The 20,383-nt window shown below is 36.7% G+C and carries 20 protein-coding genes and 2 pseudogenes; 3 read left to right on the forward strand and 19 right to left on the reverse strand.

Annotated elements, in window-relative coordinates; translation table 11 throughout:
- Positions 1 to 98: 98 nt before the first annotated feature.
- From NX902_RS25850 to NX902_RS21750, 6 genes and pseudogenes are all read right to left on the reverse strand, one after another.
- Positions 99 to 310 (reverse strand): annotated as a pseudogene (locus NX902_RS25850) (PTS sugar transporter subunit IIA); the annotation flags it as partial.
- Between the two features lie 147 nt (positions 311 to 457).
- Positions 458 to 1,753, reverse strand: coding sequence for a neutral/alkaline non-lysosomal ceramidase N-terminal domain-containing protein (locus tag NX902_RS21730; protein WP_095334362.1), 1,296 nt, complete (start codon positions 1,751 to 1,753; stop codon positions 458 to 460).
- Between the two features lie 91 nt (positions 1,754 to 1,844).
- Positions 1,845 to 2,078 (reverse strand): PTS system mannose/fructose/sorbose family transporter subunit IID, encoded by a 234-nt coding sequence (locus NX902_RS21735; protein WP_095334363.1) that lies wholly within the window; start codon positions 2,076 to 2,078, stop codon positions 1,845 to 1,847.
- A gap of 13 nt (positions 2,079 to 2,091) precedes the next feature.
- Positions 2,092 to 2,817 carry a chitin disaccharide deacetylase gene (gene chbG / locus NX902_RS21740; protein WP_095334364.1) on the reverse strand — a complete coding sequence of 242 codons (726 nt, stop codon included), beginning with the start codon at positions 2,815 to 2,817 and terminating at the stop codon, positions 2,092 to 2,094.
- Complete coding sequence (locus NX902_RS21745) at positions 2,805 to 3,851, reverse strand: ROK family protein (protein WP_095334365.1); 1,047 nt, start codon at positions 3,849 to 3,851, stop codon at positions 2,805 to 2,807. The genes chbG and NX902_RS21745 overlap by 13 nt, the downstream gene beginning before the upstream one ends.
- 287 nt (positions 3,852 to 4,138) lie before the next feature.
- Positions 4,139 to 4,852: a GntR family transcriptional regulator gene (locus NX902_RS21750; RefSeq protein WP_303983677.1), complete on the reverse strand. Its 714-nt coding sequence runs from the start codon at positions 4,850 to 4,852 to the stop codon at positions 4,139 to 4,141.
- A 231-nt stretch (positions 4,853 to 5,083) separates the two neighbouring features.
- On the opposite strand from NX902_RS21750, the gene NX902_RS21755 reads away from it, so the two are divergent.
- Complete coding sequence (locus tag NX902_RS21755; protein ID WP_303983680.1) at positions 5,084 to 6,475, forward strand: NDP-sugar synthase; 1,392 nt, start codon at positions 5,084 to 5,086, stop codon at positions 6,473 to 6,475.
- A gap of 60 nt (positions 6,476 to 6,535) precedes the next feature.
- Positions 6,536 to 7,264 carry an SIS domain-containing protein gene (locus NX902_RS21760; RefSeq protein ID WP_047941982.1) on the forward strand — a complete coding sequence of 243 codons (729 nt, stop codon included), beginning with the start codon at positions 6,536 to 6,538 and terminating at the stop codon, positions 7,262 to 7,264.
- Here NX902_RS21760 and NX902_RS21765 read toward each other — a convergent pair.
- The 6 genes and pseudogenes from NX902_RS21765 to NX902_RS21790 all read right to left on the reverse strand — a co-directional run bounded on the left by NX902_RS21765 (position 7,249) and on the right by NX902_RS21790 (position 11,784).
- On the reverse strand, positions 7,249 to 7,548 hold the full coding sequence (locus tag NX902_RS21765) for a hypothetical protein (protein WP_171510066.1): 300 nt from the start codon (positions 7,546 to 7,548) through the stop codon (positions 7,249 to 7,251). The two genes, NX902_RS21760 and NX902_RS21765, sit on opposite strands and share 16 nt — an antisense overlap.
- Before the next feature lie 315 nt (positions 7,549 to 7,863).
- Positions 7,864 to 8,432: pseudogene (locus tag NX902_RS21770) on the reverse strand (PTS transporter subunit EIIC); the annotation flags it as partial.
- On the reverse strand, positions 8,413 to 8,754 hold the full coding sequence (locus NX902_RS21775; protein ID WP_047941978.1) for a MazG nucleotide pyrophosphohydrolase domain-containing protein: 342 nt from the start codon (positions 8,752 to 8,754) through the stop codon (positions 8,413 to 8,415). The gene NX902_RS21775 and the pseudogene NX902_RS21770, both read right to left, overlap by 20 nt.
- Before the next feature lie 132 nt (positions 8,755 to 8,886).
- Positions 8,887 to 9,426 carry a hypothetical protein gene (locus NX902_RS21780; RefSeq protein ID WP_303983683.1) on the reverse strand — a complete coding sequence of 180 codons (540 nt, stop codon included), beginning with the start codon at positions 9,424 to 9,426 and terminating at the stop codon, positions 8,887 to 8,889.
- Between the two features lie 269 nt (positions 9,427 to 9,695).
- Positions 9,696 to 11,141 carry a right-handed parallel beta-helix repeat-containing protein gene (locus NX902_RS21785; RefSeq protein ID WP_303983686.1) on the reverse strand — a complete coding sequence of 482 codons (1,446 nt, stop codon included), beginning with the start codon at positions 11,139 to 11,141 and terminating at the stop codon, positions 9,696 to 9,698.
- Positions 11,142 to 11,331: 190 nt separating this feature from the next.
- A complete protein-coding gene (locus tag NX902_RS21790) occupies positions 11,332 to 11,784 on the reverse strand; it encodes a VOC family protein (RefSeq protein WP_303983689.1) in 453 nt (150 codons plus the stop codon).
- Between the two features lie 76 nt (positions 11,785 to 11,860).
- Between NX902_RS21790 and NX902_RS21795 the strand changes: the two genes are divergently transcribed.
- Positions 11,861 to 12,769: a helix-turn-helix transcriptional regulator gene (locus NX902_RS21795; RefSeq protein WP_303983693.1), complete on the forward strand. Its 909-nt coding sequence runs from the start codon at positions 11,861 to 11,863 to the stop codon at positions 12,767 to 12,769.
- A 168-nt stretch (positions 12,770 to 12,937) separates the two neighbouring features.
- Here NX902_RS21795 and NX902_RS21800 read toward each other — a convergent pair whose 3' ends face one another.
- From NX902_RS21800 to NX902_RS21830, 7 genes are all read right to left on the reverse strand, one after another.
- Positions 12,938 to 13,123: a hypothetical protein gene (locus NX902_RS21800; RefSeq protein ID WP_144545740.1), complete on the reverse strand. Its 186-nt coding sequence runs from the start codon at positions 13,121 to 13,123 to the stop codon at positions 12,938 to 12,940.
- Between the two features lie 64 nt (positions 13,124 to 13,187).
- Entirely contained in the window at positions 13,188 to 14,993 is a 1,806-nt protein-coding gene (gene pyrC / locus NX902_RS21805; RefSeq protein WP_341123329.1) for a dihydroorotase, read from the reverse strand.
- A 16-nt stretch (positions 14,994 to 15,009) separates the two neighbouring features.
- Entirely contained in the window at positions 15,010 to 15,921 is a 912-nt protein-coding gene (locus NX902_RS21810; RefSeq protein WP_123260397.1) for a dihydroorotate dehydrogenase, read from the reverse strand.
- Positions 15,918 to 16,703: a dihydroorotate dehydrogenase electron transfer subunit gene (locus NX902_RS21815; protein ID WP_303983701.1), complete on the reverse strand. Its 786-nt coding sequence runs from the start codon at positions 16,701 to 16,703 to the stop codon at positions 15,918 to 15,920. Before NX902_RS21815 ends, NX902_RS21810 begins: the two co-directional genes overlap by 4 nt.
- A gap of 22 nt (positions 16,704 to 16,725) precedes the next feature.
- Positions 16,726 to 17,991 carry a Zn-dependent hydrolase gene (locus NX902_RS21820; RefSeq protein WP_341123330.1) on the reverse strand — a complete coding sequence of 422 codons (1,266 nt, stop codon included), beginning with the start codon at positions 17,989 to 17,991 and terminating at the stop codon, positions 16,726 to 16,728.
- An 18-nt stretch (positions 17,992 to 18,009) separates the two neighbouring features.
- A complete protein-coding gene (locus NX902_RS21825) occupies positions 18,010 to 18,783 on the reverse strand; it encodes an IclR family transcriptional regulator (protein ID WP_303983707.1) in 774 nt (257 codons plus the stop codon).
- 121 nt (positions 18,784 to 18,904) lie between these two features.
- On the reverse strand, positions 18,905 to 20,140 hold the full coding sequence (locus NX902_RS21830; RefSeq protein WP_123258405.1) for an MFS transporter: 1,236 nt from the start codon (positions 20,138 to 20,140) through the stop codon (positions 18,905 to 18,907).
- Positions 20,141 to 20,383 lie beyond the last annotated feature (243 nt).

The following is a 20,383-nucleotide window of genomic DNA, read 5'->3' on the forward strand; positions in this document are numbered from 1 at the left end:
ACTTGCTTTTCACTTACTGTCCTTTCCCTTGTCGTATCGATTTGTTTAAAATCAGCACTGTTTGTAATAATAACAGGAGTAATCAGATTGTATCCTTATTTTCTAATTTTTTCCATATCAAATTCTAATAACAAGTCACCAGCACTCACTTTATCTCCTGTTTTACATGTGCTGTGAAGTATTTACCTTCTAGCTGGACTGTATCCATTCCAATATGAATTAAGATTTCTGCCCCATTGTCAGATGTAATTCCGATGGCATGCTTTGTTTTGAAAAGAGTCGTAACAATACCGTTTACTGGAGATACAGCCCGCCCGGTTAAAGGGATATTGCCAACGGAGGACAGAGCCTGTTTTTTTACTCTTAATATATTTCATGGACGCTTTTTATAAAAAATTTGGTCATTTTCTGTTTGTGTTGTTAAACAATCGCGCCATTAATGGAGTAAAATACTCACCTACACTTGGTCCATCATATAGAGTATTGTGTCTCTTATTTTTTCTGAGGATCCTTTTTCTAATAACGTCATATATGCCTCATAGCTGTCACTCGCATAGTAGCCTTCTGGGACTATATATCCTATATAGTCGTTAGTGTTACCAGCTATGAATACTGGTACTCCATTGTAGTTATTAGTTATTTCTGTTCCAGTTTCATTAAATATTTCTCCAGGTATTGATACAAGCAAGATCTCACCCAGCTTTAATACTTGTATTTCGGTAGAAATGGTTAACGAATTTTCTAACGCTCCTGATTTCTTGATTAATGCAGAAACACCTTCAATCTCTGATTCTATCTTTCTTAAATAGGCACAGTTGTTTCCAGCTGTTACTCTTTGGATTTTATGTTTTTGTTTAAGTTCGTGCAATTTATGCTGCAGTTGCGCAGAATCTTCTATGTTGCGAAGGGCCAAATCTACTTTCTCTATTTTAGAAGTTATGGTATCAACCTTGATTTGTTTTTTGTGAGTTAATAATTCCAGTACCGCTGCTGATAATACTGTTCCTACCCTTCTTACTTCATAAAAACTTGCCTCTTTTCTTGTAAAACGGGTACTAATATCACCTGACGGACCATTTATAAATAATGCAATTTCTACATTATTTTCATTTTCTAAATTAGAGCTAGTTACTCCAGGGAAATCAGCACTAATTAGAAGGTTGTCTCTATTCATTATCGTTGGATGGCATGCAAAGTGATATACTATAACCTTTTTGTTCGTACTGCAATATTCAAATTCTATTACTTTTAAAATTGAGGAATATTCTATTTCAGATGATATCCTATTAGCAGCAATGCCGCTGGCTTCCCCCTCACAAATACTGACTTTACATTCTTCTAAATTTTCCAATGCTAGTTTAACAGCCTCAACAATTTTTTTATGTTGTTCATTTACAAGTATTCTATCGTATGGCATCCATAAATCAGGAAATGCTCTCCAGATGGGAGATGTTTCCTGAATAATCCCCCCTGGACCAGAATGAGTATGCGTAGCGTGAAGAAAGATACATTCTTTTGAAACATTCGTTTGGTCTGAAATTTTTTTGCGAAGTTCGACTGTATAGTTTTGATCTATACAAATCAAATCTAAGCTAACTAGAATTATAAAAGTCTGTTGAGATCTGATTGCAACAATTCGTGCATAAATTGGATCATGAATTCCCTTAGATTGTCTTGTAGCCATATAACCTGCTAAAAGCTTACTTTCAGTAGGTGTGATATCAACTTTAGCTGATCCGCAATAAATATTCATTTTATCACCTTATTCATTATAAAATACCAATCTATTTACCCAATACACAAAAAATAATCATTCCCATTAAAATTTTGATTGCACTAAAACCTTACTTAATTAATAGGAAACTAATAACTGTAATAGCTAAGGGATGTAAGCTAGGTAAAATCCAATCAAAGATTTCCTGGAACTTTATTTCTGCACCTCCCACTTTTAGTACATAAGGAGTGGCTAATTGTACAAGTTGCGGGATTAAACCACCAATGACTACAATCCCTAACATCGTTGCCATTGCAATATATCTTTGAACACATATAATTATAAAAATTGAAAAGTACTGCATATAGACAGAATTATTACCATCTGAGCTCCTTGTAAGATTTTAACTGGATCCTAGCTTTTTGAATGGCAGTTATTGTTAAGGGATCAGTTAATATATCTAATTCCTTTATTCTTTGTATGTTATAAGAACTGTGATTTAAAAGTTGTTGATCAACAAAACCAGGATGACACATCATTTCTAAAGGGGTCACACTTGCACGCTCAAAAATATCCAATAAAGTTTCATAAGAAGCATTATCATCATGGAATTTAGAACAAAACTCTAGAGTGTTTATCGCTGGATCTTCCTTATTTAATTGACGTATTGGCAGCCGGTACTCTTCAGCCAAAACTTTTACAATCGAAGAAACTGGCTCTGTGCCGTGTAAATTATGATGAGTATCTATGTGAGTAGGATTCAATCCAAAAGAGTAAAATTCGTTAATTTGTGCCCTAAGTTCTTTTTCTATCTCAATTACATTTGCCTTGTTTAAAACTTCTTTCTTGCTATGGAAATATCCCTTTTGATTGACTAGTGATGGAACATTTTGATGAATAGGTTTACCTGCCGTTAGGTTGAGGTGAACTCCAACACCCAAAGAAGGATATTTTTTGGCTAGACTTGAGGCATGTTTCGCTACCGGCATGTTCACCATTAGCGTTGTTGATGTAACAATTCCACTTACATGTGCATCAATAATTCCGTAATTTACTCCTTTTGAAAGACCAAAGTCATCAGCATTTACTATTAAATATGGCATGATGAGTTTCTCTCCGCACTAGAAGGGAAATTTTTGGCTAAATGCCACGCTCCCCATAAACCGCTCTGTCCGCTAAGTGCAGCCAATTTAAGATCCAGATGACCCCTGTGAATTTTGAACAAGCGTTGATTCATTTCATTTTCTATTAATGGAATTAATAGTTTTGACTGATTATTCATAATTCCGCCTCCTAAAATTATCGCGTCAGGGTTGAAAATTTGTATTATATTTGCCAAACCAATCCCTAAATATCGGCAAGTTTGTTGGATGATAGAAAAACAGGCTTGATCTCCCAACCTAACTGCCTCAAAAACCATTTCAGCAGTAACCGAATTCTTACCGGCAAGTTCTAATAATACTTCAGATTGCTCTTGAATCAATAATTGCTCCCCTTTTTTTGCAATAGATGTTCCAGAAGCCAAAGCTTCTAGGCAACCGAAATTCCCACAGGAGCATGGTGGTCCGTCTGGTGATACCGTCATATGGCCGATTTCGCCCGCAAGATCTTGTTTTCCATAATATAGTTTTTCATCTATAATGATTGCACCTCCAATACCTGTACTGACTGTCAAATATATTTGATTCTTATAGCCTTTTCCTGCTCCATAAATCGCTTCTGCAATACCAGCAGCGTTAGCGTCATCATCTATGATTATCGGAATATCATTGAGCCTTTTTCTTAGTTCTTCCACAATCTTAAAATTGGACCACTTTAAATTTCCTGTGAAATGAATAACTCCATTTTCTCGATTTAACGGACCCGGGACACTTATACCGACCGAGTTTAACCTTCCATATTTATGGTCCGTTTCAGCTATTAATGAATCGAATTCTTTCATAAGAATATCTATCAGCATTTGTGGTGATTCTATAGTTTTAGACATCAACTGACGTGTGCCAATAATTTTTTCATTAGTGGCTATTCCAATTAGGGTTTTAGTTCCTCCAATATCCACTAATCCATACAAACCACTCATTTTATCACCTTTTCTACATTTTTTCTGAACCATCTGAACTAATAATTTTACTAACATCCTGTACAAGGTTTTGCGTTTTTCTTTTTTAGGACTAATCCTAAAATGAAACCAACTAAGATATAGACCAAAACTAGTATCAATACCAAATTATATGGCCAGGCCGGAAACGGAAAAATGGAGCCATAGATCGGCAATAACATAACGAGAGCACCAATTATTTAGTGTTTATACCAATCCTAAATTGGTATTAACCAATTTATATAAATTTTATATTTGCCCAATATTTTTGTCAAATTAATTTAAAAAAAAATACGAATCCCTTATTTTGGATTCGTAGTCATAGTCTAGCTATAAATTTCAGTATTTATTTCATATCTGTCTCCCCTATATACTGAATGAGCAACCTCGAAAATTTCGTTATTTTGATCAAAGGTTATCTGTTTAAAATGAAAGACGGGTACAGAATAGTTTATTTCAAGTAATTCTGACTCCTGAGGAGTAGGCATTCTTACCTCGATTTTTTGTTGAGCCTTTGTAATCTTTATACTGTATTCATCCTCTAAGATTCGATATAGCGATTCGTTCTCGAAGTTTCTACTTTCAAGATTATTAAACTTTTCAATCGGCAGTATTATTGTTTCAATTGCTAAAGGATACAAATCTGCCAATCTTAAACGCTTCAGCATAAGAATCTTTCCCTCAGATTTTAAATCAGCAATCATGTTTGCAGGAGGTTCTACAATTATTCTTTTCTCTAGAACCTTGGATCCGGGCAACAGTCCTCGCGCGCTCATATCTTCACTGAAGCTCTTTAAACGCCTGCCTTGTGGAATTTTAGATTCAGCTACATATGTCCCGCTGCCGTGTCGTCTTATGAGAATATATTCATTGACCAATTCTGAAATAGCTTGCCTCACCGTCATGCGACTCATTTCGAATAATTCTGCAAGTTCTCTTTCAGGTGGTAACACATCACCCGGTTTCAACTCCCCTCTTTCAATTTTTTGTATAATTTCCTTTTTCAGTTGTTTATATAAAGGGGTTTTTTTATTGTTCATGTTTCACATTCCTTTTTTTAAGATTATTCTATTGACATTATAACCATATTTTTATAATAATTAAAGAGAATTGGTATATATCAATTTATAAAGGAGGTATAAATTCGAATTATGGTGTAAATCTTTATGGATGGATATGATTCATTAGATTTAAAAAAATCAAAGGACGTAATGCATTACTTTTTAGGGTTTAATTAAATTTTGACTAAATAAACATACGGAGTGATTGATGTGAAAACAGCTATTATATTGGCTGCAGGTAAAGGAAAAAAAATGTGGCCATATAATGATTATTGGCCTAAGGCAGCATTACCAGTAGCTAACCAAGGAAATATCGTTCATCTCGTAAACCATCTTAAGAGCTTGTCTTTTGACCGGATTATTATTGTGACTAGTTATCTAGGACGCAGAATTAAATCTCTTGTTTGCGATTTTGAAGGAGTTGAAACTATTGAACTCTCGGTAACTGAGGGGACTGCAGATAGTTTAGAAAAAGTAGTGTCCCTCGTTAACGACGAACATTTGTTGATCATGTATGGAGATATCTTTATTACTCTAGAGAGATTAACTAGTTTTGTTGATGCCTATAAAAAAGAACTTAATACTGTAGATACACTCATTTTATCTAAACCTATAACAAATGAATTTGCACCTGATTGGTTTGGAATTTCCAAAGGGACCGGAAACAGCGTTCAGAATATTTATGGTCACCCTCGTCCTCATTATGTACAAGAGCGACTCATAGGCGTCTTTGCTCTAAGTACAAAAGCGCTGAAGAGAATGTTGCACCATAACCCAGGTTTCATGAAAAATGTACCGACAGGAGTTATGCCACAACACGAGATGGAATTTGAGCAAAGTCTACAATGGTTAGTAGAAGAAGGATATACGGTTTCATCCTATCCTGTCACAGATGGAGTAATTGATATAGATAAGCCTTGGCACCTAATGCAAGCTAATCAGCTGGCGCTATCGGTTATGACAAATAAACTTCAACATAATGATATTCCTGAGACTTGTAATATCCATCCGACAGCTGATATTCAAGGATGTATAAAGCTTGGAGAACATGTGGAAATAGGAAAATATGTAACGATAAAAGGAAATGCGATTATTGGAGATCATACAAAAATTGAAAATGGTGTAACTATAGAAGGAAACGTAGTAATAGGTTCTCATTGTCGCATAGAAAACTTTTGCAGGATAGGTCCTGATAGCGTCATTGGGAGTAAAAATCGCATTGGACATTGTGCAGAATTTAGCGGTATTACCTTTGATAACGTCAGTTTTATACATTTTGGTGAAGTATTCGGAATCATAGGTGAATCAACAGATATCGCTGCTGGAGTCACAGTAGGTATTACTCGTTTCGATGATCTGCCTCAAACTCAAAAGGTGAATGGTAGAAGAGAAATTCCTGAGAAATTTGGAAATGCTGTTTATTTTGGCGACTTTACTCGGACCGGTATTTTGAGTCTATATATGCCGGGAACTAAAGTAGGCAGTAATTGCGTTATCGGATCAGGTGTTGCAGTGGAGAAAGATATACCATCTAAGACGTTATTGTATGCCCAACAAACTCTAATTGAAAAAGGATGGGACACTCATCGTTATGGATGGTAAAGCTTAAAAGCTATCATAGTAATAAATTCAAAAATAAAAACTTTTAATGGAGGAAGAACAATGGGATCATTATTTGCGGATTATAGTAAATTCTTTAACAATATTTTAATGGAAGTTCAAGAAACACAAGAAGAAGCCATTATAGAAGGTGCTAACCTCATCTCACAAGCTGTTAAGTCGGGTGGAAGATTTTATGTATTCGGTTCTGGGCACTCTCATATGATTGCCGAAGAGATTTATAATCGTGCAGGTGGACTTGCCTTAGTCACAGCTATTTTACCTCCAGAGTTAATGTTGCATGAACGCCCAAATAAAAGCACCTATCTTGAAAGAATCGAAGGACTTGCGAAGTCGTACTTAAATTTACATGAAGTATCAGACAAAGATGTAATTATGATTGTATCAAACTCAGGAAGAAATACTGTACCCGTTGAAATGGCTATAGAGGCAAGGAAAAAGGGAGCAAAGGTCATTGCTATGACGAGCATTAAACATTCTCAAAGTGTAACTTCAAGACACCAGAGCGGAAAAAAACTTTATGAACTTGCTGATGTAGTACTCGATAATGGCGCTGTTATCGGTGATGCTGGTTTCCGGATCTCAAACTCTGACATTTATTCTGGAGCTACTTCAGATGCCGTTGGATGCTTCCTTGCTCAAGCTCTCATCGTTGAATCTCTACAGCTTTTAATAGAAGCTGGTATTACCCCTCCAGTATTTAAGAGTTCAAATGTAGATGGGGCTGATCAATTTAATGATGAGATATTTTCAAATTATGTGAAATGGTAAGTAATCCATAATTTGTGTTTCCTTATTACGCTTTTAAAAATAAACCAAGAAAAGGAAGAGAGTGCCAAAAGTCTGACTTTTGAGCACTCTCTCTTATTACTTTTCCCTCTCATTACAGCAAACCAAAAATCCCAAAGCTTGAAGTCTTTTGAATCCTTTCTGAAAAGATTGAAACCAGCTTCCGATATATCTTTATAGTCATTATTCTCAATCAAATTTAAAGCCTCTTCAATAATAAAAAGTACAACTTCTAAACTTTTCTGAACTTGTTTGTAGTTCCCCACTTACAGGTATACCTAATCACCACATATTAAAGATATTTTTTCTGAATTACTGCATCTTTAATTGCCTCTTTGGTTTCTACAATACCATCAGGCAATTCCCAACCTCTTCTGGGCTCCTTCTTTTACAAAACCAATTCTTTCTTCAAAAAACTGCCAAGAAAGCACAATAAGCCTTATTTCATTGAATGGCTCTTCGGAATATACTGAAGTTTTTTACAACAACAGCATAAATAAGAAATCAAATTACTGTAACAAAAACAACCAGTTTTGCTACGGGTGGTAGTGGCATACTTTTAGACTATCTAACTCGTATAAAATAATTAAGAATGTTAGCGGGACAATCAATAACAAGGTGAATAGTGGAACAAAAAAGCTTTTTACCACCGCTGGCATTACCTTTTACTAACCATTTTTTTACTTTTTCCGCAAAATAGGTTGCTAAGATAATCGGAATAACACTAGATGTATAAGTCATTAGAACAACGGGAATCCCTAAAAATTCGATTTGAATTGGTGATTCTAATCGTGTTCCTTGAAAAACTGTCATAATTGGATCAAGCGCTTTGATATCCACAAGAGTTGGGTGTACCAAAGCTGTAGCGATAGCCATCCCTAACATTGGTGTTCCGCCAAACTTTTTCATTGCCGTATAACCTAAGAAGATTGGCAAAAATACGAAGAAACCATCGCCTATCGCATTTTAATAAGGCATAGATTCCATAGGTAGACTCCACTGTGCCTGTCTGAGCATTTACTAGTACATTACTGATCCACCCAAATGCCACAAATAATGCATTAAAACCTTTGATAATACCTGTGGCAGCTAGCAAACCTAAAACTGGGGAGAAAATATTTGAAATAATATCAATAAAGCGATTGAGAAGTTGTCGTTTGTGAATAACGATCAGATAGTTTCTTTTTATGTGACTGAAACACTTCTTCTAGTGGAATATTGTACTTGTTGGCAATTACTATTAAATTACCCAGCACATCACCTAGTTCTTCCGTTAACTCCTGTTTATTTTCCTCATATGAGCCTACTACTTCATCTGGCCTGTCTCTACCAATTTCAAGAGCTCTTATAGCGCGTGCTACCTCACCTGTTTCTTCTGCTAAAAAGCCAATTCGAATAAATATGTCTAGATCAGACCAGCCTCTGCCTTCATAATAATCCTTTACCCATTGCTGAAATTCCGTTACATTCATACTCATCTAACCTCCAATTCAATTATAAGTTTATCAAAAATAATGAAAATTTTTTATGGTTTTAATAGGATATTTTCTAGGAGAATTCATTATTTTAAAAGGAATTACAAAAATAAATAAGATTCCTTTTTATTAAAAATTTATAATTTCGCTTATCCATTTTTGAACCATTTTTTCTCTATATTCGTAGTTGGGTATTTTATCAAGCGATATTTTAAACGACTGAAAATTTTCAGGTAAATGATAAACCTTTCTTCTTAATTTCTCATTATCAGTTGATTCATCATCTATTAGTATAATTTCTTTATTGTCAATTGTAACGAACGATCGTGCAGTATATTCTATATTATTAATATGTATATAGTAATGTCCTCTGTGATTCGGCCTGCAATATAGATGACATCCATTAAACTTTGTAAATTCTTCTTTAAATCTTTCAAACTGCTTATCTATTATATAAAACTCTTCTAGATAATATAGGTTTTCTATATGTTTATCTTTATTAATGTCAAAAGTATCTATGATTAATTTTACATCTGGATTCTTAGGAATATTTTTGTTGATTTTATCATATCCAAGGTTCCTAAATGGCATTAACATTTCTTTGACTAAAGTATCTATTCTTTCATGTTCTAAGTCAGAACCATAGTTCAATAAAAAAATGGTTTTCAACTATTTAAGCCCCCATTTCATTTGTATTGGTTACATAACTTTAATGTTTGCTTGCTTACATATATTACTGACTGATTGCATTTACTTTAGCTATATATACTGCAAAATTACTATTTTATTTAAAGGTATAATTTCATTCTGAATGGTATTGAGTGTAAAACCAAGTGTATATTCTTTCACAAGTAGTCAGCTGTATTTCAAAAAGCATTTAGAATAAAATGGGAATCAATAGAACAAAAGGAAAGCAGAAGCCCCCCCTGCTTTCTTACTCATTCACTCAAAATATCGTAAACAGGGGAATTTGGTTTCAAGTCAAAGTCATGGTTTAAGGGATTCTTATATTTTGGATCAATATACATGGATTGCTTATCACTGTTGGAGGCTTCTTTAAAATCTATAAAATCTGTATATTCTTCTCCTTTCCAGATCCATCTTCCCTGTTTGTTCTCTTCTTTATGATAAATATTTTTCACTAGTCGATTATCTACATTTTTTTGAAATTCATTAACGATAAATAACTGTGAAGAACTAGTTGTCATGATATTTTGTTGGATGGTATTCTTTTTGGTATCATATTGCAGAAGCAGCTGTCCCCCCTCTAACCCCTTTGTATCATTTTGATAGAGAATATTTTTTGCAATAATAGTGTTGGTAGTACCGCCACGCTCTTCGTCATATCCCCCAATAGATATACCGGTATAAACATTTTCATAAACTATGTTGTGGGTAATCTCAATATTATCTGCATACTTCTTTCGATGCTCAGATGTTGCCTCAATCCCAAGGTCATTAAGATAAATCGTATTAGCTTTCACTTTTATATTTTTGCCGCCATCTACATATATCCCCGCTGCACTATAATCATCTCCATAAGCGGGATTACCAAATGAAGAATTATTATATACTATATTATTTCTGATCATTCCATTACGGGTGAAGTCATCCTTTTTTCCCGTGCCTTCGTATCCAATTAGATCAATGCCAATATTATCATTATTACGAACTGTATTCCCTTCAATGATAAATCCGTCTATATTACCATTTAAGACAAGTGCTTCACTTGCTCCAAGCTTTAAATCTTGGACCACATTATTGCGAATGACAATATTCTTAATTCCCTCTGTTCCATAAACTGCTATTCCGTGTGCATTCCCATCCTCGTTCATGGTGCTGATTTTTCTTACTACATTGTTCTCTATCACAATATGACTGCTTGACCCTGCTATATATATTCCCATGACTGTTTCATCAGCAAGACTAGTAGATAGGTCTTCCATTATTAATCCTTTAATAGAAACATAATTTTTATTCTGAATGGTTATTAGAGATGTCTCCTCTTCTTTTTCTGCCTTCTCCACACCGCTAATTATTACTTCCTCTTGGTCATAGGCTTGAAAGACAATCGGAAGTTCTTTTTTTCCACTATGTTTAACCGTGAGCGGTTCTTTGTAAATACCCTCACGTATATAAACAGTTGTTCCTGCTACCGCTTTATCTGTCGCCTTTTTTAATGTTTGAAAGGGATGTTCCTTACTTCCATCATTTCGATCATTTCCTGTTGGAGAAACATAAATGGATTGGTTTCCAGTTTCTTGCTCTTGGTTTATTTTGGGTTCTGTCTCTCTATCCTCTGTTTTTCCTCTCCAATCGATAAACCCATAAATTATGACAACAAGTATTACAATCGCAATTAAGATTACTACTTCTTTTTTCAAATTATTATCCCCTCATCTAATTTATTTTTAATTAATGGTACTCTAGCAGTTATTATACTGCAAGACTTGCCTACCGAAGCACATTCTACTTTTAGAAAATCACAGCAAAAAATAATCCCCTATCTATTAGAAAATAGATAGGGGATTATTTACAAAGAACTATTAGTACAATTTTTGTATAGCCTGATGCCTACTTAAAACTATTTAGAAATTTACTCGCCTCACTGTTAAATTTCCACGTTACCCCGTACTTATCCACTACCATTCCGAAACTTGCTGACCATGGTGTAGAAGCTAACGGCATGATTACAGTACCATCTTCTGCAAGCTTTTCAAATATTTGCTGATTCCTATTTTGATCTGCATCAATAATACTGATTAAGACGGTATTCCCTTTTACGATTTCGCCCGTTATAACTTGCATAAAAGGCAGGACGTCAGAAATCATTAGAATATTCCCTGAAAACTCAATACGAGATTCCATAATCATGTTTTGCTCTTCTTCCGTTAATGGAGCATTAGGATCTTGACCAAAAGCGCCAAATCTCACCTTTTTTACATTTGTTGCATGTAATGCCTTTTCATAGAAGTCTATCGCTTCTTCTGCTTTTCCATCGAATTGTAAATAACCTATTGCTTTCATATTTAATTCCTCCTTTTTATATTTAAAGTATAATAGGACATAAGCGACAACTATATGTCGTATATAGGAGGAGAAAATGAAAAAAATTGAGCGACTTATATCAATAGTAATGATCTTATTACAAAAAGAAGTTGTTTCCGCATCAGAATTTAGTCGACTTTTTCATGTAACGAAACGAACGATTCAACGTGATATGGAAGCATTAAGCTATGCAAACATCCCTATTTATGCGAAATATGGTGCTGAAGGTGGATATGCACTAATGGATGAGTATAAATTCGATAAACGATTACTAAATCAGAAGGATATTGAAAATATACTCATAGCTTTAGGTGGTTTTGAGCAGCTGATTACAAATCAAGAAATTCAAACGACTATTCTAAAAATCAAAGGAATGACCAGTGCAAATATATCTCCAAAATTAGATGTAACTTTTTATGATTGGAAAGGAAGAAGTCAAATAGATGAAGATGTTTTATTAATAAAACAAGCAATGGAAAATAACTGGTTAGTAAAATTTGAGTATGTAGATTCAATAGGAAATATAACTTCCAGAGTTGTAGAACCTTATAAGATGCATTTGCGAGAAATGCATTGGTACCTTTTTGGTTATAGTTTAGAACGGGAAGATTATCGAACCTTTAAATTGACGAGGATGACTAATATCAACAAAGGCGGTTTTTTTATACCGAGAACTGATAAGGTATTGGAAGCAGAAAAGCAGCATAATGAACAACAAGATTTAGTTAATGTACAGCTATTGATAGACGTTTCAGTCAGAGATCAATTTATCGAGAGATATGGCAAGAACGCTGTTAACAAGAGGAATTCAGAAAGTTATCTTGCCACTATTGAATTGCCTATGAATCCATTTGCCTACCAGTTTTTAGCGGGATTCGGTAATAAGGTGAAAATTATAAAGCCTAAAGCTTTTATTGCTGAATACTTAAAATTTTTGGAGGATACAGTGAAGCTTTATAAGTAAAGTTGATGTTAACCATCATTTTCAGTTCCTTAATAATTGCTTAAAAAAACTGGATCAATACTTTTATTATTATTGATGATTAAGTTTAACGGAAAAAAACTCCAATAAGTCATAAAATCCTTTAGAAAAGGGGAATCCAGAGCCTTCCCTCTGATTCCCTTCTCCCCCTCACAAGCGTTGCAATCGAAGTTCCTGGATAAACGCATCGTAATCAATTTCTAATGTTTCACAATTGGCTTTTACTTCTTCAAAGAAGTCGAATTCTCCATCTGCTGGGCGGTCACGGTTTTCGTAGTAAAAGTTGATTAGGTGGTATAGTTTTATAAAAGAATCTAGCTTCTCTTTTTTATTCATTTTTCCCGCTCTCCTCCTGTTTTTCGATACTGTCTTTTTATCTACAAAACTTTAATAGAAGCAATCACAAATCACCTATGCTCCTAAGCTGGAAAGAAGAACCGTCCCTCTCATTCCCTCCTGGCACCACGATTCTTCCAATTGGTTGACTGATAATTTGGCCGTTTTCCATTACTTTTGTTCCGCGGACAATGGTGGCGACTGGCATTCCTGTAATAGGAGTTAGGTCGTATGCTGTTACCTTGCTTTTACTGTGGAGCTCTTCTCTTTTAATAGTATGTTTTTTCTTCATATCTACTATGGTAATATCTGCATCGGTTCCTACTTGTAATGATCCTTTTTGCGGATAGATTCCATATTGCCTTGCTGGGTTTTCGGAAAGGAGTTTACAGGCATCGACTAAAGAGATTTTCTCTTCACTTACTGCGTTTAATAGTAGCGGTGCTAATGTTTCAACCCCACACATTCCAGCAGGAATATCCCATAAGCTGCCATCCTTTTCTTCCTCGGTATGAGGAGCATGGTCGGAGCAGACAACCGTTACGGTACCATCTTGAATCCCTCTCCACAGCTCTTCCTGATCCTTTTTATATTTAATAGGCGGATATACCTTCATCTGCGGGCCAACTCTTGCATAATCCTCATTGAATAAAAAGAGATAATGCGGACATGTTTCTGATGTAATATTTGTATAGCCATCTGCTTGCGCTTGTCTTATTAACTTTACCCCTTCTCCTGTACTTACATGAAGAATATGCAGTCTAGTGCCAAGACTTTTCGCCAATGCAATCCCAGATTGAATGGTCATTTCCTCTGCTAAGTTCGGGCGTCCTTGCAGAAGTGCCTCATAATCTCTTTTCCCGGAAGCTTCTACTTCCTCTGTCAGCCGTTGAATTATTTGATTATTTTCCGCATGAATAGCAAGAATTTGTCCCGTTTTTTGAACTTCTCGGAAAATACTATAGACCTCTCCATCTGAAAGCGGCGGAATGACGCCTTCGTCTCCATCCTTATAGTTATACATCAACTGATAAGTCTCTTTATTAATGGCATAGCCCCAGAAAAACTTAAAGCCAATAACCCCAGCATGATGCAGTGGAACGATATCCTCTCGGTTAGCATCCCCTAAGCAAATTCCCCATATAGCGAAATCCACATGTGCTTTAGCCGTGAGATTTTTCTTTTGTTTCTCAAAATTTTCGACATTATTAATAGGAGGATTAGTGTTCGGCATTTCAAACACAGTCGTAATCCCACCTGCCGCTGCAGCTTGGGTGCTATAATAAAAATCTTCTTTATACGTTGGACCTGGATCCCTTGAATGTATATGGGTATCCATAAAGCCCGGACACACATATAACCCTTCTCCATCTGATACCTCTACCACTTCTCCCGCTAATTCATCCTGAGTGATGGCCGCAATCTTTCCATCTTTAATATAGAGATGCCCTTTTTCAAATCCATTTCCGGTATATAAATAGCCGTTTTTAATAACATGATCCCACAACATACTCTCCACTCCTTTTTTATATGAAAAAATCGATTTATCAACCAATGCGGCGAAGATATCAGCCAAACTTTGGGAGGCATCAGCCAAAATGGCATGCTTATCAGCCAAACCTTGAGAGGTATCAGCCAAAACGCCTTGCTTATCAGCCAAACCTTGGGAGGTATCAGCCAAAACGCCTTGCTTATCAGCCAAACCTTGGGAGGTATCAGCCAAAATGGCATGCTTATCAGCCAAACCTTGGGAGGTATCAGCCAAAACGCCTTGCTTATCAGCCAAACCTTGAGAGGTATCAGCCAAAACGCCTTGCTTATCAGCCAAACCTTGGGAGGTATCAGCCAAAACGCCTTGCTTATCAGCCAAACACCCCTACATCCGACTACCGAACCACCACTCCACCAATAATCTCTTGTATATCCTTTATTCCATGTGCCTGCATATAGGCTTCCATTTCGTCGCGGATCGTTATCATTGCTTCTGGATCGACAAAGGAAGCTGTGCCAATTTGTACAGCGGACGCACCGGCGAGCATTAATTCGATGGCATCCTCTCCATTCATGACGCCTCCGCATCCTATAATCGGAAGGGAAGTTGCCTGATACACTTGGTAAACCATTCTGACAACGAGGGGCAAAATAGCTGGGCCGGAATAGCCGCCCATTACATTGCTGATCTTCGGTTTTCTAGTATGAACATCAATAGACATAGCCAAAAATGTGTTGGAAACTGTTAAAATATCGGCGCCGGCTGCTTCACAAGCTTTGGCAATCTCCACAATACTTGTTACATTAGGAGATAACTTCGGAATGAGCGGCTTATTTGTCGTCTTTCGTACCTTGCTTACTAATTCATGCGAGATGGATGGATCCATGCCAAACGCCATCCCATTATTTTTCAAATTGGGACAGGAAATATTTAATTCAATGGCATCCACCTCGTCCATAGCACCGAGCTCTGCGCTAACCTCCACAAATTCCTCGATGCTGTCTGCTGACACACTAGGGATAAGAGGAGTCGAAAAAGCTGCATAAAAGGGGATTGTCTTTTCTTTAAAATACGTTAATCCCTCACTTTGAATCCCAATCGAATTAATCATGCCACCAGCCTTTGTTTCACAAATACGAGGGGTAGAGTTGCCTGTTCGCCGATTTTTGGTAATGCTTTTGGGAATAATGGCCCCAATCTGATTAATATCAATATAATTAGTCATTTGTTCCGCAAATGTTCCAGACGCTGGCATAACCGGATTTTTCAAATGAAGATTGCCTAATGTTACTTCCAAGCCACTCATGCAAATACCACCTTTTCTAATGGAAAGACTGGTCCTTCCATACAAATCCGGACCGGTCGGATGCGTTCCTCTTCTTCAATCTGACAGACACATCCATAGCAAGAACCAATCCCGCATCCCATATTTTCTTCCAAGGCGATTTCCGCAAAAAGCCGATGTTCATATGCTAATTCCTTCATTAATTTAGATAGTCTTCTTGATCCACATGTATAGATACTATCTATCTTTTTTTCACTTATCCATGTTTCTGCTAAAAGTTTTACACAACTAGGATCACTCGTTCCAGCTTCATCATTTACAAACACAGCCTCCACACCAGCTGCCTTTAACTCCGCTTCCACTAAATAATCTTCTTTTGTTCTAGCACTGACAATCGCAAAACACGAAGCATTCTTACTTTTCAGCTTGAAAGCAAGAGCGGAAAGGGTGGCAATTCCTACACCTCTAGCAACAATAAGAATATTTTCACTTCCTTCCGCTATACTGAATCCCTTCCCTAATGGACCAAGTATATCCAGCGTCTCTTCCGACTTTCGCTCCGCTAAAGCCTTCGTCCCAACCCCTTTTACTAAATAAAGAAACTCCAATGTGCTTTCTGCTTCATTGATGCGAAAAATACTAAGTGGTCTGCGTAACAAGGGCTTAGGTCCTTCACAGCATTTGATATGAAAAAATTGACCCGCTTGAACTGGGAATAGCTGCTGATTGGGAACTTTTACTTTTAAATGAAAATATCGCTTGCTTACTTGCTTGTTAAATATTATTTCTGCTTTCACTGCCATCCTTTTTCTCTCCTTTCTTTAATTAATACACTGCTATTGCCTGCTGTAATACAGCTGCCTCTAACACATCAATACCGATTAAAATATCGTCTAAATCGGTATGTTCATCTGGATGATGACTAATTCCGTTTAAGGACGGAATAAAGATTAACCCAACCGGACCGAAGGAAGTCATATTCATGGCATCATGCCCAGCGCCACTTTGCATCCATTGATAAGGAAGCTTTTTTTCCAGACAAATTTTTTCTATTTGAAGAGTAAGCTCTTTCGATAACTGAACAGGCTCTTCCTTGCTAATCTCCTGTGAAGTTATCGTTAAACCTCGTCTTTCCTGAACATCCTCCATTTTTTTTAAAAGAGCGGTGAGTACTTTATTTCTAGAGGCAGTCGAAGTGGAGCGAATATCGACTTTCATTTCGACTGTACCTGGCACCACATTCATCGCCCCCATTAGAATGGAAAGCACCCCGATTGTGGCGACGGTCCCGTTATGCTGTTCTTCTTTCGCTGCTTCTTCTAAAGCGAGCGCTAGTTCACTTGCCCCAAGCAATGCATCCTTGCGCATATTCATCGGTGTTGTCCCAGAATGAGAAGCAGCGCCTTTTACTTCAATAATGAAGCGGACGGGTGCGGCAATCCCTGTTACAATCCCAATTTTCTTATTGGTATTCATCAGAATCGGACCTTGCTCAATATGTAATTCAAAGAATGCTTGAAAACGTTCTGTCGCTCTGCTTGCCAAATCCAATTGATCAAATCGCAAGGCACAAAGGGAAAGAGCTTTTTCAAAGGTAATTCCATCCTTATCCTTCAGATGTTGATACTTCTCCTTTTGCAGTGTTCCTGCCATCGCCTTGCTGCCAACCGTTGATACTCCGAATCGAGACGATTCTTCACAGGCGAAAGAAATAATTTCAATCGGATGTTCCGTTTCCAGATTTTGTTCATTGAGGCGTTTTATCACTTCTAAACCTGCTGTAACTCCTACTACGCCATCGTATTTACCGCCTTGGTAAACGGTATCTAGATGGGATCCTATGACAACTGGCGGAAGATCTTTGTGCTTTCCTTCTCTTCTCGCAATAATATTGCCGCAATAATCCATTCTAATTTCTAGGCCCTCATTTTTGCACAAACGCATAAAAGCATGACTGCATGCCTGCTCCTCATTTGTAAAGGCCACTCTGGTGATTCCTTTCGTTCCCGAATTATATTGATTCATATTATTCAACAGTTCTTCGTATCTTCTTTTTCGATCCATCTTTCTATCTCCTTGATTATGGGCCATGGAGCTCCGCCCTTCTCTTTATAAGCGAATAGAACTTAATAGATGCATAGATTTCATATGTTCACTTGCCTCTTTGGCCACTTCTTTTATTTGTTTCACTAATGTTGCTTGCTGCATCGCAATATAGTCACTTTCGCCAACAATGCTGATGCTGACATTCGTTTTTTTATCATCATAAAATATTGGCGCGGAAATAGCAGATACCCCCATTTCCAATTCTTCAATGCAAAATGCTAGTTGGGAATGATAGATTTCTTTTAATTCTTTTTTGATGTCGAGAGGATTTGTTTTCGTATAGGGGGTGGTAGCTTCAAAGGGTGTCTCATGCACCATTCTCTCAACTATCGCTTCCTCTTGATACGCCAAAATTACTTTTGCTGCCGCGGCACTATGAATTGGCATCCGCTGTCCCACATGAACAAAATATTTATTGCGCAGATCTGATGGCTGATGGGTGTAGACACAATAGACATCGCCTCCATGATAACGACAAATGAAGGTATAGAGATTAGTCTCAATAGATAATTTTTCCCCATATCTGCCCAGTAGTTTAATCGGATCCTGCAACCTTAAAAACTGACTGCCCCACAGCATCGTTTTCGGTCCTAGATAATATTGTTTAGTCGTTTTATCTTGGACAACAAGCTGATGTTCACACATACTTGTAAGCATTCGATGAATCGTACCCTTACTTAAATCCGTCTCTCTCGCAAGTTCACTGACACCCATCCCTATATTGGCATTAGAGGAGAGGCAGTCCATTACATCTGTAAAACGATTTAACCATTCCAAGCCATGTCTCCCCTTTTAAAATAAGTTTCTCTGAGCGGAACAATGTTCCATTTTTTTAAAATTAGAGAAGGTGTCATCAAAACATCCTTCTCTCTTAAAATATAGATTGTAACCTTAATTCTTAAACAATCTCTTTATCCTTTGATTCTGGAATTAAAAAGATAAATGCTAATGCAGATAAAATGTAAACACCGGACAATAAGCTAAGTGCATAGCTTAAAGAATGATTAAGAGAAATATAACCAATAATAAATGGCGCAAATCCCGCGATTGCTCTCCCTACATTAAAAATAATGTTTTCTGCAGTGGAACGGACTTCTGTATTATAATGCTCTGCTAGCAGGGCTCCATATCCACCCATCATCCCATTTACAAAGAATCCTAATACGCCGCCAAGAAGCAATAAAGCTGCTGTCGATGTTACTTGGAAATAGACCCAAACAATAATTGCCGCCGCAATCAGGAAAGTGATATACGATGGTCTGCGTCCAATTTTGTCTGCCAAATAACCAAAGATTAAAATCCCTAATATCATCCCGACAATCGTTGTTACCGTCCATAAAGTTGTTTTATTAAAATTGTAACCTAGTTCCGAAGCAAGCATCGTCGGCATCCACGTCATAATGCCATAAAAGCCAAAGTTTTGAACACTTGTGGCGATAATTAAGCCAATCGTTATCTTCGTTGTTTCCTTTGAAGCAAATAATTGTCCAATGGCAATCTTATTTTTATTTTCTTCTTTAAGTTTTGTCCAAATCTCTGGTTCCTTTAAATTTTTGCGGGACCAAAAAGCAAAAATCGCTGGTACTACCCCTGCAAGGAATACACCATGCCACCCGAATTTCGGTGCAATAAACAATACCGTTAAAGTTGCAAGAACAATCCCTAACTGAAATCCGACCGCTACAACAGATGTAGCACGAGAGCGATATTTCTTCGGCCAAGTCTCACTGACAAGCGTCATCCCAATTCCAAATTCGCCCCCAAGCCCTAAACCAGCTAAAAAGCGGAAGATCGCAAATGTTTCTAAATTAGGAGCTAAAGCACATAAACCTGTAAAAACAGAAAATATTAAAATAGTCCAAGTAAACACCCGTACTCGCCCAAATTTATCCGCCATTACTCCAAATACAATTCCACCAATTACAGCTCCAAGCAATGTAATGGTAGAAAGGCTTCCCGCCTGCGCTTGATTAATGCCAAAAAAAGCAATAATGAGCGGCAGCGTATAAGCCAAAATCATCATATCTAGCCCATCCATGGCATATCCAACCGTTGAAGACCATAGCGTTTTCCATTGATAACCCGTTATCTTCTTTTCCGGTACCTCTGAATTTTCATATGCTTTTATATTCACTGAATAACTCCTCCCCTTAACTTAAATATGATCCCTTCTATTCTGTCATCTCTCTATCAAAACCTGCTCCTCTCCTAAAATAATCTTTATATGTCCTTCTAACCGCATTGTTTCACTGAACGGAACGATGTTTCAAAATGAAGTAGCATAAACGTATAATACTATTAACTTTTTTGGAAATCTATCATATTGTCAGAAAATATGACAATATTTTTTATTTTCAGATATTATAACATAGTATGA

The organism is Niallia sp. FSL W8-0954 (assembly GCF_038005605.1).
GTDB lineage: Bacteria > Bacillota > Bacilli > Bacillales > Cytobacillaceae > Niallia > Niallia circulans_A.